Genomic DNA, 14778 nt, shown 5'->3' on the forward strand with positions numbered 1-14778 from the left:
CTTCTACTGTCGCTGGACATGGGTTGGGGACTCCGGGATGCGTGTGCCGGCGGACGCGCCGCCAGCGGCGGGCAGTCTGGACCCGTGGGCCATGCAGGTCAACCCGGCCGCTGTGCGCAGGGCGCCTGCCCGGCAGGTTGTTCTCGTGCATACACAGGCCGGCGCGCATAATGACGCGGTGGTACTCGCCACCCCTTCCCCCACCCGAATGGACGCACAGCGGGCTCCGCCGATGACCAGGTATTCCCATGCATAGCGGTGGTCTGGAACTGGCCCTGGTGCTGCTGCTGGCGGCGGTCATCGCCGTGCCGGTGTTCAAGAAGTTCGGCTTCGGCGCGGTGCTGGGCTACCTGGCCGCCGGTGTGGTGCTGGGCCCGGACGGGCTGGGCTTCGTGCAGGACGCCGACCGCATCCTCGGTGCCGCCGAGATCGGCGTGGTGATGCTGCTGTTCGTGATCGGCCTGGAGCTGTCGCCGGCACGCCTGAAGGTGATGCGGCGCTCGGTGTTCGGCGCCGGCACGGCACAGGTGGCGTTGTCCGGGCTGGTGCTGGGCGGCCTGCTGCTGCTTGACCATTTCCAATGGAAAAGCGCGCTGGTGGTGGGCGTGGCGCTGGCGTTGTCATCCACCGCGGTGGGCCTGCAGCTGCTGTCCGAGCACAAGGCGATCAACAGCGACCATGGCCGGCTCGGGTTCGCCATCCTGCTGTTCCAGGACCTGATCGCGATTCCGCTGCTGGCGGCCATCCCGCTGCTGGGCGGGGTGAAGAACGAGACCCTGCGCTGGGAAGACGCCGCCGTGGCCCTCGGTGCGCTGGCCGTGGTGATCCTGTGCGGGCGACCGGTGCTGCGCAAGGTGTTCAGCATCATCGCGCGCACCCGCAGCCCGGAAGTATTCACCGCCACGGCACTGCTGATGGTGCTGGGCACCGCCTGGTTCATGCAGGAAGCCGGCCTCAGCCCCAGCCTGGGCGCGTTCCTGGCCGGCGTGCTGCTGTCCGATTCGGAGTTCCGGCACGAGTTGGAAGCGCAGATCGAGCCGTTCAAGGGGCTGCTGCTGGGCCTGTTCTTCATCGCGGTGGGGATGGGCATCGATCTGGACCGCATCGCCGCCGAGCCGTGGCTGATCGCTGCCGGCGTGGCGATCCTGCTGGTGGTCAAGTTCAGCCTGCTCTACGTGATCGGGCGTATCGCCAAACTCAGTTCGCGACAGTCGCTGCTGCTGGGCAGCGTGCTGTGGCTGGGCGGCGAGTTCGCCTTCGTGGTGTTCAACGAAGCGCAGCGCGCGCACCTGCTGGGCAACGCCAACCATGACCGGCTGGTGGCCATCGTCGGCCTGTCGATGGCGATCACGCCACTGCTGATGATTGCGCTGCTTAAGCTGCTCGGCCAGGAGAAGGCCGCACCGCGTCAGGCCGCCGAGGCCGACAAGGTGGCGCCGGACAATCGGCCGAAGGTGCTGATCGCCGGCATGGGCCGTTTCGGCCAGGTGATCGCGCGCCTGCTGACCGCGCAGAAGGTGCCGTTCGTCGCGCTGGAAGCGAACCCGGACACCGTGGCCGACCTGCGCCGCTTCGGCAACCAGCTCTACTACGGCGACCCGACCCGGCCGGAGATGCTGCGTGCGGCGGGCGGTGAGCACATTGATGTGTTCGTGATCACTGTGGACGACCCGGAGACCAACCTGCGCGCGGTGCGCATGGTGCGTCGGCTGTACCCGGACGCGACGGTGCTGGCGCGTGCACGCAACCGCCAGCATGCGTGGCGCCTGATGGACATGTCGGCCGAGCCGTTCCGCGAAGTGTTCGGCACCAGCCTGGAGATGAGCGGCCGCGTGCTGACCGCGCTGGGCGTGGCACCGGACGTTGCCGAACGCCATGTGCAGCGCTTCCGCGAGCACGACGAACAGCTGCTGCGCGACCAGTATCTGGTGTACGACGACGAGGCGGCGGTGATCCAGACCTCGCGCGATGCACGCAACGACCTGATGCATCTGTTCGAGGCCGACGCGGAAAGCGACGGCAAGTAGGGGGCCGACCAACGGTCGGCACCCACCACAGATTGCGGTTGCCGGCCAGCGGCCGGCACGACCCTTTTCCAGGAATCAGCCGTTGTCGCGCAGGAACCGCGCCATCGACGAAACGCCCGGCACGCGCGGTTCGAACTCACCGGCCACGTCGATGAAGCCACGCATCACCGCGATCTCGCGCGGGCTGCGGTTGAGGCTGTCGCGCACTTCCGGATCGGCACCGGCACGCAGCAGGCGCTGCACCAGCAGCGGCAGGCCATGCAGCGCGGCCAGGTGCAGCGGGCCGAAACCGCGCGGATCGCGCACGTCCAGGCTGACGTCTTCATCCAGCAGGCGCTCCACCGCCGCCATCACCACCTGCTCGTCGCAGGCGGTACCCGGCTCGGCACGCGCACCCAGCAACAGCAGCAGCGGCGTCACCGAACCGGCAGCGGCCTGGTCCGGTTCGGCACCGGCCAGCAGCAGGGTGTCGAGCAGGGCCAGCAGGCGCGAGCGGTCGCGGGCACTGAAACCGTACAGTGCGGCGCAGTGCAGCGGGCCCAGCTGTTGCGCATCACCGGCATGCACGTCGGCACCGGCAGTGAGCAGGCGCGCGACGATGTCCGGCAGGCCCAGCGCCGAGGCCAGCATCAGCACGGTCACGCCGCCCGGCAGGCGGTGTTCCAGCTTGGCGCCGGCGTCGAGCAGGGCCGAGACGATATCCACCTGGCGCATGCTGACCGCCGCCGACAGCGGCGTAGCCCCACTGGCCGCAGCGTGCTGCGGATCGGCGCCACGCGCCAGCAGCAGGTCAGTCACCGCCAGATGGCCACCACCGGCGGCGCGCAGCAGCGCGGTGCAGCCCTGTGCGTCGACCGCATCAACGGCGAAGCCCAGGTCGATCAGGCGGCGCACGGCGTCCACATCACCGGCCATCGCGGCGGCCGGCAGATCGGCCTCGCGCAGGGTACGGCGCGGCAACGGCCACACCCGCCAGTCCAGCCAGTCAGCCAGATCGCGGCGACCAATCGACAGCGCCACGCCCAGCGGCGTCTGGCCGTCGGCGGCACGGGCTTCCGGCGAGGCACCGTGCTGCACCAGCAGCTTCAGCGCGCCTTCGCGGGCCAATGCGGTGGCCAGATGCAATGCGGTCATGCCATGGCTGTCGCGCGCTTCGCGATCGACACCGGCCTTGAGCAGGGCCTGCTGCAGGCGCAGCCAGCCCAGGCGCACCGCCAGCGACAGCGGCGGATCACCGGCCGGCGAGGCGGCGAACGGATCGGCGCCACGTTCCAGCAGTTCCAGTGCCAGCTGTTCCAGGCCACGGGCGGCCTGGTCGTGCTGCGCACACGCGGCGAGGAAGCGTGCCAGGCCACCGCGTCCGGCCGGCGACAGGCCACGCTGCAGCATGACCTGCAGCGCCGGCACCGCGTCGATGCCGCGCGACAACAGCGCGAACATCGGCGTGTCGGAACAGGCGTCACGCACGTAGGGATCGGCACCGTGGGCCAGCAGCCAATCGACCGCACGCGGCTCCAGCGCCAGTTCCGGATCGAGCAGCAGGCCACCCAGTTCTTCCGGCTGGCACAGCTTGGCCAGCGCGGCCATGCCTTCGGTGTTGCCGAAGCCCAGCGCTTCACGCAGCAGGGTCAACGGCGGACGGTCCGGCAGCAGGCCACTGGCACTGGCGGCTTCGCCGCGCTCGGCCAGGCCATCACTGACCGCGGCCGGCAACGGATAGGAGGGGTCCAGCAGAGCCACGATCGCCCAGCGGCCGGCTTCGGCAGCGTAGTCCACCGCACGGCGACCGACCGGATCGGCGGCATCGGCGGCGATGCCCAGTTCGACCAGGCGCTTGATCAGCAGCGGTGAGACATCCTCGGCCATCGCCGCCAGCTGCACCGCGTTGCGGCCTTCGCCGTCCACCGCGACCAGGTCCGGCTTGTGCGGCAGCAGATGCTCGACCACGGCGGCACGACCGGCACGGGCCGCTTCCAGCCATGGCGTACGGCCCAGCGCATCGCGCGCTTCCAGATTGGCACCGGCGCCGAGCAGCACGCCGATGATCTCCACGTGGCCGGCCAGGGCCGCCTCGTGCAATGCACTGCGGCGCTGGCGATCGCGGGCGTCGGCGCGCGCCTTGTGCTTGAGCAGCAGCTGCACCCCGGCCGGATCGTCATCTTCGGTGGCAGCGGCGGCCAGCAGCACCGGCGTGCCCTCGGCCGGTTCGCTGCGCGCACCGCGTTCGAGCAGGAAGCGGGCCAGGCGCCAGTTGCCGACCTGGCAGGCCACCGCCAGCGGCGACCAGCCCTCGTTGTTCAACGCATCGACTTCGGCGGCGGCATCGCGCAGCAGCGCGGCCACGCCCGGGTCGGAACTGCGCGCGGCATGGTGCAGCGGGGTGTTGCCATCGCTGTCGACGGCACGCGAGTCGGCGCCGTTGGCGAGCAGGGTCATCACCGCTTCGGGGCGGCCGTGCCAGCTGTCGCGGGTGGCGGCCAGCAGCGGGGTCATGCCCCGGTGCGGCGCATTCACATCGACGCCGCGGGCGATCAGTTCGCGCAGCAGGCGCAGGTCCGGCAGCACCGCCGCCAGCACCGCCAGGCTGCGCTGGTCGCGCCAGTTCGGGTCCGGCAGCGCATACGGATCGGCACCGGCCTGCAGCAGCTGCAGGCCCCGGTCGATGCGGCCATGGCGGGCGGCTTCATACAGTGCCGGGGTCAGTTCCTGCGGTGCCATCGCCTCCAGCGGCGCGGTTTCGGCCGCGGCGGCGAACATCGGTTCGTGCTCGTTGCCGGCGGTGGCCAACGGGCTCGCGCGCAGCGACACCAGCGGCGCGGGCGCGACCCGCTGCAGCAGCAGGTGCAGCACCGGCGACAGCAGCACGACCGCCAGCGCGGCGGGCCAGCGCGCGCTTTCCGGCAGCAGGCCCGGCCAGGCCGGCAGCACCACCAGCGCGGCCAGCGCGATCACCAGCGCGGCCACGCCGAGGCCACGCCAGGCGGTCAGGTCGCGCCCAGCCAGCGCCTGCCAGTGCTGGGCCAGGCTGCCATCGAGGCGTTCGACATCGTTCCACAGCGGCCAGGTGCGCCAGGCCGCCAGCAGGCCGGCACTGACCAGCACGCTCAGGCCCAGCACCGCCGCAAGGCTGCCGCTGTCACGCAGTGCGGCCAGCGGCCAGGCCAGCAGCAGCGCCAGCAACAACGGCGCTGCCGTCCACAACGCCAGCAGCGCCGGCAGGTCCTGGCGCGCGACCACGTTCAGCGGCAGCAGCGCGCGGCTGCGCCGCCACCACGAGACACCCAGCGCGAACGCAGGCTGCGCCAGGGCGGCAAGGATGGCACCCGGAACGCCGCCCACGGCGGCGCCCAGCGCCAGTACGGCACCCACGGCGAAGGCGATCGACAGGGCGCGCGGACGGGACGTGTCAGTCATAGTGGCGCGGCATCAGGCTGGCCACCGACGGCGGCACCTGCAGGTAGAACCCGCGCTCGCTCATTTCGCTGCGGACCTTTTCCGGATCGGCCTGGGCCAGGCGGCGCTGGGCATCCAGGGCCACGTCCAGGACGAAGGCGAGCGTCCCCAGCGAGGTGAGCAGCGGCGCAGGCAGCGCGCTGAAATCATCGCGACGGGGAACGTAGACGTAGGTGTCCGGCTTGAGTTGGCTTTTATAGACGTAGGCGTGCATGTCCGCGGGACGATAACCCGGGAAGAGCCATGATTGTGTCGGAAAGCCGACACCGGGGAAAGCCGTCAGCCGACGATGACGGCGTGATCGACGGCGTTTCCCCGGCGGGGTTCAGCAATGTGGCGGCGGCGTTCAGCCACAGCCGCCACCACGCAGGCGCTTACTTGACCTTGGCGTAGGTACCCTTCAGCGCGACGCCGGCGAGGATCGCACCGGCGTAGCATTCGTAGTTGGTGCTGCTCTTGAACTCGTTCTTCTTGTAGTAGCTGACGATGTCGACCACGGCGTTGGCGCCGCGCGACTTGGCGCCGTCCTGCAGCGCGCGCAGCGCCGACAGTGCGACCCAGCGGCAGGCCTCGGCATCGCTCTTGTTGGCGGCGTTGGTCTTCTTGTTGGTCACGTCTTCGCCCAGGCGCTGCTGCACGCTGACCGGCTGGCCGGCCAGGTAGAAGCGGACGCTGCCGTCGATGCCGGCGTCCTTGGCAGCCTGCGAACTGACCAGTTCCTGCAGGGACTGCTCCACGCGGGTATCGCGGGCAGAAGCGGTGGAGGCCAGGGCCAGCAGTGCGGTGGCCGTGGCGATCATCAGGGTGCGGCGCATCGGAACATCTCCTTGTCGAGGGTGCGGGTAGGTTGCGGGAACAACGGCGGTGGGGCGGTGGATCACTCGCGCCAGCGGCGGAACACCAGCGAGGTGTTGATGCCGCCGAAGGCGAAGTTGTTGCTCATCACGTACTCGGCCTGCAGTTCGCGGCCTTGACCGGTGATGAAGTCGAGCTGGCCACAGCGCGGGTCGACCTCGGCCAGGTTCAGGGTCGGCGCGAACCAGCCAGCACGCATCATCTCGATGCTCATCCAGGCCTCGAACGCACCACAGGCGCCGAGCATGTGGCCGACATAGCTCTTCAGCGAGCTGATCGGCATGCGGCTGCCGAACACCTGCGCGGTGGCCTGAGTCTCGGCGATGTCGCCGTGATCGGTGGCGGTGCCGTGGGCGTTGACGTAGTCGATCTGCGCCGGCTCCAGGCCCGCATCCTCCAGCGCCAGGCGCATGGCCTGGGCCATGGTGTCGGCGCTGGGCTGGGTGACGTGCTGGCCGTCGCTGTTGGTGCCGTAGCCGACCACCTCGGCAAGAATGGTGGCACCGCGCGCCTGCGCGTGCTCCAGGTCTTCCAGGATCAGCGTACAGGCACCCTCGCCCAGCACCAGGCCATCACGGCCAGCATCGAACGGGCGCGGCGTGGTCTGCGGCGCATCGTTGCGCACGCTGGTGGCGAACAGGGTGTCGAATACCGCCGCAGCGGTGGCATCGAGCTGCTCGGCACCGCCGGCCACCATCACCGTCTGCTTGCCGCTGCGGATCGCTTCATAGGCCGCGCCCACGCCCTGGCTGCCCGAGGTGCAGGCGCTGGAGGTGGTGTAGACGCGCCCGGACAAACCGAAGAACACGCCGATGTTGACCGGCGCGGTGTGGCTCATCATCTTCAGGTAGGTGGTGGCACTGATGCCTTCGGTGGTGAATTCGTTGAGCATGCGCCCGAATTCGCCGGTGGCCTCATGGCTGCCCGAGGACGAGCCGTAGGCCACGCCGGTACGGCCGCTGCGCAGTACCGGATGCTCGTGCAGGCCGGCTTCGCGCAGCGCCACCTCGGTGGCGCGCACCGACATGACCGCGACCTTGCCCATCGAGCGGGTGGTCTTGCGGTTGTAGTTCGGCGGCAGCTCGAAGTCCTGCGCCGGCGCGGCCAGCTTGGTGTTCAGGCCGGCATAGACATCCCATTCGGGCATCGTGCGCACGGCATTGCGGCAGCTGCGCAGATGCGCTTCGATGGTGGGCCAGTCGTGGCCAAGCGGACTGATGGCCGCAGCACCGGTAACCACCACGCGACGATCGGCGGCCATCAGAGCATGCCCCCGTTCACCGAGATCACCTGGCGGGTGATGTAGCCGGCCGGCTCGGACAGCAGGAACGCCACCGTCGCCGCCACTTCGTCGGGGCGGCCGACACGGCCAGCGGGAATCAGCTTGAGCGCGTGTTCGATCACTTCATCGTTGAGCATTTCGGTCTCGATCAGGCCCGGAGCCACGCAGTTGACGGTGATCTGGCGGCTGGCCAGTTCGAGCGCCAGGGCCTTGGTGGCACCGATGATGCCGGCCTTGGCGGCACTGTAGTTGACCTGGCCGCGGTTGCCGGCCAGTCCGGACACCGACGACAGGGTGACGATGCGGCCGGGCTTGCGCCGCCGCACCATCGGCATGATCAGCGGATGCAGCACGTTGTAGAAGCCATCCAGGTTGGTGTGGATGACCTGGTCCCAATCCTCGGCCGACAGTGCCGGGAAAGCACCATCACGGGCGATGCCGGCGTTGCAGACCACGCCGTAGTACGCGCCATGCGCCTCGACATCGGCCTCCAGCGCGGCGCGTGCGGCCTCGCGGTCAGCCACGTCGAACGCCAGCACGCGGGCCTGCTGGCCCAGTGCATGGATCTCGGCCACCACGGCCTGTGCCTCTTCCAGGCGGCTGCGGCAATGCACCACCACGTCGAAGCCATCACGCGCGATGCGCAGCGCGATGGCCCGGCCGATGCCCCGGCTGGCGCCGGTCACCAGCACGCTTCGATTCCCTGTCATGCCTGTCCACTCTCCAGATAGGCCATCGCGTCGGCCGGTTCGAACACCGACACGTTGGCTGTCGCCCATTCGTCCTCACCTGCCAGGATGCGGCAGGCGAACATCCCCAATCCATTGTCACCCAACAGCTCGCAGCGCGCCTGTACGCGCAGCCGCGAACCGGCGGGGAAGCTGCTGCGCGCGCTGCTGTAGCGGCGGCTGCCGAGCAGGAAGCCCAGCTGCGGCGGCTTGCCGGCCGCACGCGCGCGGCAGCCGGCCCAGGCCGCGATGGCCTGCGCCATGTATTCGATGCCGACCCACGCCGGCACTTCGCCGTTCTCCACGAACAGGCCGGCCTCGGGCACCACCAGTTCGGCCTCGAGGGTGTCCTGGTCCCAATGCGTGATGCGCTGCAGCAGGCACATGTCCTGGCGGTGCGGCACCACCTCTTCGATTGCATACAGCGTGTTCATCGACGCTCCAGTGCCAGCACGGCGTTGCTGCCGCCGAAAGCGAACGAATTGCTCAGCACCCGTCGCGGCGGCTGCGCCAGGCGGGTGGCCGGTGCGACCAGCGGCAACACCGGCAGCGCTGGGTCGGCCACGCCGTCCCACCAGTGCGGCGGCAGCTGCTGCTGCGGGTTCTCGGCCAGCAGGATCCAGCACAGCGCGGCCTCGATCGCGCCCGAGGCACCCAGCGTGTGCCCGGTCAGCGGCTTGGTCGAACTGGCTGGCACGCTGTTGCCCAGCACCTGCGAGACCGCCAGGCTTTCCATCGCATCGTTGTGGCCGGTGGCGGTGCCATGCAGGTTCACGTAATCCACTTCGTCGGCGCCCCAGCCTGCGCGCAGCAGTGCCTGCTGCAGCGCGTCGATGGCACCCAGCCCCTGCGGGTCGGGAGCGGACATGTGGTGCGCGTCGGCCGATTCGCCCCACCCCGCCAGGCACACCGGGCCGAGCTCGCGGGTGAGCAGGAACAGCGCGGCGCCTTCGCCGATGTTGATGCCGGCGCGGTGCTGCGAGAACGGGTTGCAGCGTGCCGCCGACACCGATTCCAGCGCGCTGAAGCCAGCCACGGTGAAGCGGCACAGCGAATCGGCGCCACCGGCGATCACCGCATCGACGATGCCGGCGCGCAGCATGCGCGCGGCTGACATCAGTGCCTTGGCACTGGACGAACACGCCGTGGACAGGGTCCACGCCGGTCCCTGTGCGCCGCTGCGCTGGCGCACGAACTGCGCGGCGGTGCCCATTTCCTGCTGGGCGTAATCGAAGCCCTGCGGCCACTGGCCCTGTTCGGCGTGGCTGCGCAGGGCCTGCTCGGATTCACCGATGCCCGAGGTGCTGGTGCCCAGCACCACCGCCACGCGCTCGGCACCATGGCGGGCAATCGCCGCGGCCACCGCCGGTGCGATCTGCGCCAGCGCCACGTCCAGCAGGGCGTTGTTGCGCCCGCGCAGGGCCACCGGCAGGTCTTCCAGCGCCGGCAGCGGCGTGCGGACCTCTCCCAGCGCCAGGGTGCGCCCCGGCAGCAGGCTGTCGTTGTCGCTGAGCCCGCCCGGCACATCGGCGAACATCGCCGACGCGACCGCAGTGCGGCCATCGCCGAGCGCGCAGACCACGCCCAGGTCGTTCAGGTAGATCGGTGCACTCATGGGTCCTGCCCGGCCATATCGATCGATTCGATGCGCAGCGCATAGCCTTCGGCGCGGTTGTCCAGCTGCACGCTGCCATCGTCCAGGCGCTGCAGCAGCAGCCACACCGTGCCATCGCGCGACAGGCTGCGCTGCTGGCCGTCGTCGATGACCTCCCAGCCGGTCGGCAGCGCGGCGGCGATGGCCGCGGTCGGCCACAGCGCGAACTGCAGGTCATCCAGCACACGCTCGGCACGCACCTGCGACGGCAACCACGGCGCACGCTGCTGGGTCAGCTGCTGGCCGTCCCACTGCAGGCGCACGCCGGTCTGGCCCATCGCCTGCACCGCCAGCTGCACCTGCTGTGCATCGGCCTCCAGCAGCGCGTCGAGGTCGCGCTCATGGCTGCCGAAGCGGAAATGCAGCTGCTGCTGCAGCGCCAGCGGCGCCGGCAGGCTGGCCGGCGACAGGCGCAGCGGCGGCAGTTCCACCTGTGGCTTGGGCATGCGCCCGGCACAGGCGGCCAGCAGGAGGCACAGCAGCAGGGCCGCAGTACGGAAGATCAGGCGCTGCACAATTCCTCCAGCACGCGCATGCGACGGCCGCTTTCGTCGGCCACATACGGGTTGTTGGTGTCCCAGGCGTAGCCGGCCAGGATGGAGCTGATCATGTCGCGCACTTCGGGCTGCTGCTGCGGGTGGTAGATGATCTTCTGGAAGCCGCCTTCGTACCAGCTTTCGACGAAGCGGCGGAAGGTCTTCACGCCGGCGCGCAGCGGGATCGAGAATTCAGCTTCCCAGTCGACGGTTTCACCGGCATAGCGGCGCGCCAGACATTCGCTGGCCAGCTGCGCGGACTTGAAGGCAATGGTCACACCGGACGAGAACACCGGGTCGAGGAACTCGCCGGCGTTGCCCAGCAGGGCATAGCCGGGCCCCCACAGCGAACGGACGTTGGCCGAGTAGCCGGTGATGCGGCGCACCGGCAGCACCGCCCATTCGGCGTTGGCCAGCAGGCGGGTCAGGTTGGGGTCCTCGCCGACGATGGCCTGCAGCTTCTGCAGGTCGTCACCCTCGTAGCGCTCGAAGAACGACGGCTCGGCGACCACGCCCAGCGAGCAGCAGCCGTTGGAGAACGGGATCGTCCAGTACCAGACGTCGACGTGCTCGGGGTGGGTGGTGATCAGGATCTTGTTGCGATCGAAGTCCGCTTCGGCCGGAATGTTGTCGCGCACGTGGCAGAAGATCGCGCCGCGCACCGGGAAGTTGGATGGCGATTCCAGCTGCAGCAGGCGCGGCAGCAGGCGTGCGAAGCCGGAGGCATCGAGGATGAAGTCGGCTTCGATGCGGTATTCGCTGCCATCCGGGCGGCGCACGTTCACCGTGGGCTGTTCACCGGGTTCGACCGACAGCACTTCATCACCGAAACGCAGCGTGGTGCCCATGCGCTCGGCACCGCGTGCCAGCACGTTGTCGAAGTCGGCGCGCTGCACCTGGTAGGTGGTGCCCCAGCCTGGCGAGAACTTCTTCCGGAAGTCGAAGGCGGTACGCGCTTCGCCGTGCACGAAAGCGGCGCCGTTCTTGTACTGGAAGCCGGCCTCGACCACATCCTGCAGCAGCCCGGCGGCTTCAATGTATTCCATGCTCTGGGGCAGCAGGCTTTCGCCGATGGAGAAGCGCGGGAACTGCTGACGCTCCAGCATCAGCACCTGGCGGCCCTGCTGGCGCAGCATCGCCGCAGCCACGGAGCCGGCCGGGCCGGCACCGATGATCAGGATCTCAGTACGTTCGACAGCATCCACAGCAGTATTCATCGGTGCGTCCTTGTTGCTCGATCAGGTGGAAAGAAGGAAGTCGGAAGACAGGTTCAGGCTGGCGGCAGCTCATGCGGCGGCGGCCGGAACAACGGCGAGATCAACCAGACCAGGCCGATGCCGAACAGCAGGGTCAGGCCGAACGCGCGCAGCGCCGGGGTCTGCGACAGGCCCAGCAGACCGAACGACAGCCAGGTACTGGCCGCACCCACGCACACCGCCAGCCAGGCGCTGGCATCGCCACGGTGCTCGATCAGGAAGATGCCGTAGTCGATGCCCATGCCCAGCAGCAGCATCAACGCCAGCACGTTGAACAGCTGCAGCGGCTGGCCGAACAGGCCCAGCAGGCCCAGGGTCAGCGCGCCGGCGATCAGGGTCGGGGCGAACACGCGCCAGGCCTGGCGGCGGTAGCGCAGCCACAGCGCACCGAACACCAGTGCAATGCCGACCAGCAGCAGCCCACCCATCAGCTTGCGATAGTGGCCGAGCAGCTGCGAGAAATCGGCGGTGCGGTCGACCCAGCGCACGCCCGGCAGGCCCTCGGCCGCGCCACGCAGGGTCGTCAGTGCATCGGCGCGTGACAGGTCATCGACCATCACCACGCTGATCATCTGCCCACCCACCGCACCCACCCAAAGATGGCGGAACGGCTGCGACGCCGGCGAAGCGAGGAAGGCCTCGGCGGTAAGCGGTGCAGCCGCGAACTGCGGTCGCTGCAGCGGTTCACCCACGGCCTCGGACACGGCCGACAGCACGCCGGGTTCCACCTTCGCGGTAAGCGCGGCATCGGCTTGCTGGCGCGCCGGCGACGGCAGCCAATCGCTGATCGCGCGATAGCCACCAATGCGCTTGTCGTTGGCCAGTACACGCAGGCGCTCGGTCAGTGCTTCCTCGCGCTGCAGCAGCTGCGCGGCATCCGCGCCCTGCACCAGGTAGAACTGCGCCGGGCTGGGCATGCCCAGCAGCTGGCTCAGGCGGATCTGCTGCGCCATCAACGCTGGCGGTGATGACTGCAGGCTGCGCAGGTCGTCGTTGCTCTGCAGGCGTGCGATGCCGATTGCAGACAGTGCCAGCGTGATCACCACGAACATCGTCACCGCGCGACGGCCATGCAGGCGCGGGAAGCGCTCCAGCGTGTTGCCCAGCCACTGCGAGAAGCGGGTCTGGCGGATCTCGCCACCATCCAGCCACGGGAACCAGAAGATCACCGTGAGGAACGCAGCGGCCAGGCCCACCACCGAGAACAGCGCCATCTGGCGCAGGCCGGGGAACGGGGCCAGGCCCAACGCGAGGTAGGCCAGCGCACTGGTCAGCAGGGCCAGCCACAGGCCCGGCAGCAGATGCCGCAGCAGCTTCCAGCGGCGATCGGCCGGTTCGGCCTGGCGCGAGGCGAACCAGTGAATGCCGTAATCCTCGGCCACACCCACCAGCGACGCACCAAATACCAGGGTCAGCACGTGTACCTTGCCGAACACCAGCACGGTCACCGCCAGCGCCACACCACAACCGATCAGCAGCGAGGCGGCGACCAGCAGGATCGGCCGCAGTGAGCGGAATGCCAGCCACACCAGCAGCAGCACCGCCGCCAGCGAACCCCAACCGATGGTGTTGATTTCCTGATTGGCCTGCACCGCGGCGGCCTCGGCATGCAGCGGCACGCCGGCATGCAGGATTTCCAGCTCCGGCGCTGCGGTCTTGGCCGCCTTTCCGGCCCGCTCCAGCAGGCCATCAAGATGGCGCTCGCCATCGAGCTGGAACGCCGAACCCGGCGTATCGAACTGCAGCGCCGCCCAATGCTTGCCTTCTGCTTCCAGCAGGCCATCATCGCCCAACCGCAGGCCCGAACCCTGCGCATGTTGCTGCCACCACTGCGGCCACAGCGACAGCGGGTCCTGTCGCCAGTCGGTCAGGCGCGGCGCGCCCATCGGGCCGTACAGTGCAGCCAGCGCCTGCTCGGCCAACGCGCCCGGTTCACTGCCCTGCAGCTGCTCGCGCTGGGCCGGGGTCAGCAGGCGGTCGCGGTACGGCGCGTAGAACGCGCGCGCCTCATCGAACCAGCCTTCGATCGAACCACTGGGCACCAACAAGGCGTGGTCGGCGTCCTTGGCCATGGCCGCCGCAAAGGCCGCCTGCGCGCGCTTGGCGGCCGCGCTGTCCTTGCTGCCGAGCAGCACCACCACCTGCCGCGAACTGCCATCGGCGATGCGCCGGGTGACGTCGCTCAACAGGCGGTCATGCGCATCCTGCGGCAGCAACGCGAGGATGTCGGTGTCGATCCGCGATTGCTGGCTCCACAAATGCCACTGCTGTGCGCCCAGCGCCAGCAGCAGCACCAGCCAGGCGATGCCCAGCCAGTGCCACCAGCGCCGCAGGCGGTCCGGTGCGTTGGATGCCACGGCCTCACTCAAAACGGCGGGCCTCGTCGGCGTTGAGCGTGGCCGGCGTCTCGCTCAACGCGCTGAACTGGATCTGCGTGCGGTCCTTGTTGGCCTCGACGATCTCGACCTGGCGCACGTAGCGATCGCCCTGCAGGGTCAGCGATTCGAAAGCCTTGGCCAGCATCGCCGACTTCGGCGTCAGGCGCAGCCGCCAGCCCTGTCCTTCACGGCTGGCCGCCACGTTGAACTGGCTGGACAGCGCCTGCACGTCGCCACTCATCAGCGCGAACATGATGGCGTTGACCGAACGCATCGCTGGCTGCTGCCGCGCATCGAGCTCAACGCGGGTGCTGCCATCGCGCTGGCGGCTGAGGATGCGGTCGGCGGTGACCACCACCTCGGAGGGGAACGGCTTGAGCGTGGTCCAGATCACGCCGTGCTGGCGTGCGACCACGAACCGGCCCTGCGAACGCAGCGGGTTCTTGAAGCCGCTGACCTGCTTTTCCTGGCTGAACTGGCCACGCAGCACCTCCGGCCGCGCCACCGCCTGGGTAATCGCATCGACAGCGGGGTCGGCAGCCTGCACCCGCGGTGCGGCCACCAGCAGCAGCGTGCACAGCAGCACGCTCGAAAGACGGGCAAGCATGG

At 69.4% G+C, this 14778-nt stretch carries 12 protein-coding genes; 1 reads left to right on the top strand and 11 read right to left on the bottom strand.

Translation table 11 applies throughout. The features are described 5' to 3' along the window. Positions 1-248 precede the first annotated feature (248 nt). Positions 249-2027, top strand: coding sequence for a monovalent cation:proton antiporter-2 (CPA2) family protein (locus N5D45_RS07205; protein ID WP_279938673.1), 1779 nt, complete (start codon positions 249-251; stop codon positions 2025-2027). Between the two features lie 75 nt (positions 2028-2102). Here N5D45_RS07205 and N5D45_RS07210 read toward each other — a convergent pair whose 3' ends face one another. The 11 genes from N5D45_RS07210 to N5D45_RS07260 all read right to left on the bottom strand — a co-directional run bounded on the left by N5D45_RS07210 (position 2103) and on the right by N5D45_RS07260 (position 14776). Then, positions 2103-5441 carry an ankyrin repeat domain-containing protein gene (locus N5D45_RS07210; RefSeq protein WP_043399547.1) on the bottom strand — a complete coding sequence of 1113 codons (3339 nt, stop codon included), beginning with the start codon at positions 5439-5441 and terminating at the stop codon, positions 2103-2105. Then, positions 5434-5694, bottom strand: a complete 261-nt coding sequence (locus N5D45_RS07215; RefSeq protein ID WP_010482302.1) for a YcgL domain-containing protein — start codon at positions 5692-5694, stop codon at positions 5434-5436. Before N5D45_RS07215 ends, N5D45_RS07210 begins: the two co-directional genes overlap by 8 nt. A gap of 160 nt (positions 5695-5854) precedes the next feature. Beyond that, a complete protein-coding gene (locus N5D45_RS07220) occupies positions 5855-6295 on the bottom strand; it encodes a hypothetical protein (protein WP_010482305.1) in 441 nt (146 codons plus the stop codon). Positions 6296-6357: 62 nt separating this feature from the next. Beyond that, positions 6358-7596, bottom strand: a complete 1239-nt coding sequence (locus N5D45_RS07225; protein ID WP_010482307.1) for a beta-ketoacyl-ACP synthase — start codon at positions 7594-7596, stop codon at positions 6358-6360. Beyond that, positions 7596-8327: a 3-ketoacyl-ACP reductase FabG2 gene (locus N5D45_RS07230; protein ID WP_006401885.1), complete on the bottom strand. Its 732-nt coding sequence runs from the start codon at positions 8325-8327 to the stop codon at positions 7596-7598. Before N5D45_RS07230 ends, N5D45_RS07225 begins: the two co-directional genes overlap by 1 nt. Then, a complete protein-coding gene (locus N5D45_RS07235; RefSeq protein WP_010482310.1) occupies positions 8324-8779 on the bottom strand; it encodes a hypothetical protein in 456 nt (151 codons plus the stop codon). Before N5D45_RS07235 ends, N5D45_RS07230 begins: the two co-directional genes overlap by 4 nt. Beyond that, on the bottom strand, positions 8776-9960 hold the full coding sequence (locus N5D45_RS07240; protein ID WP_053443714.1) for a beta-ketoacyl-ACP synthase: 1185 nt from the start codon (positions 9958-9960) through the stop codon (positions 8776-8778). The genes N5D45_RS07235 and N5D45_RS07240 overlap by 4 nt, the downstream gene beginning before the upstream one ends. Further along, entirely contained in the window at positions 9957-10514 is a 558-nt protein-coding gene (locus tag N5D45_RS07245) for a DUF3261 domain-containing protein (RefSeq protein ID WP_053443715.1), read from the bottom strand. The genes N5D45_RS07240 and N5D45_RS07245 overlap by 4 nt, the downstream gene beginning before the upstream one ends. Continuing rightward, entirely contained in the window at positions 10502-11752 is a 1251-nt protein-coding gene (locus N5D45_RS07250) for an NAD(P)/FAD-dependent oxidoreductase (RefSeq protein WP_049413136.1), read from the bottom strand. Before N5D45_RS07250 ends, N5D45_RS07245 begins: the two co-directional genes overlap by 13 nt. A 53-nt stretch (positions 11753-11805) precedes the next feature. Further along, complete coding sequence (locus N5D45_RS07255; protein WP_029379817.1) at positions 11806-14160, bottom strand: MMPL family transporter; 2355 nt, start codon at positions 14158-14160, stop codon at positions 11806-11808. Continuing rightward, positions 14153-14776, bottom strand: a complete 624-nt coding sequence (locus N5D45_RS07260; RefSeq protein WP_173581534.1) for an outer membrane lipoprotein carrier protein LolA — start codon at positions 14774-14776, stop codon at positions 14153-14155. Before N5D45_RS07260 ends, N5D45_RS07255 begins: the two co-directional genes overlap by 8 nt. Positions 14777-14778 lie beyond the last annotated feature (2 nt).

Origin of the sequence: Stenotrophomonas sp. GD03819, from assembly GCF_029841665.1 — a bacterium.
GTDB classification, from domain to species: Bacteria; Pseudomonadota; Gammaproteobacteria; order Xanthomonadales; family Xanthomonadaceae; genus Stenotrophomonas; species Stenotrophomonas geniculata.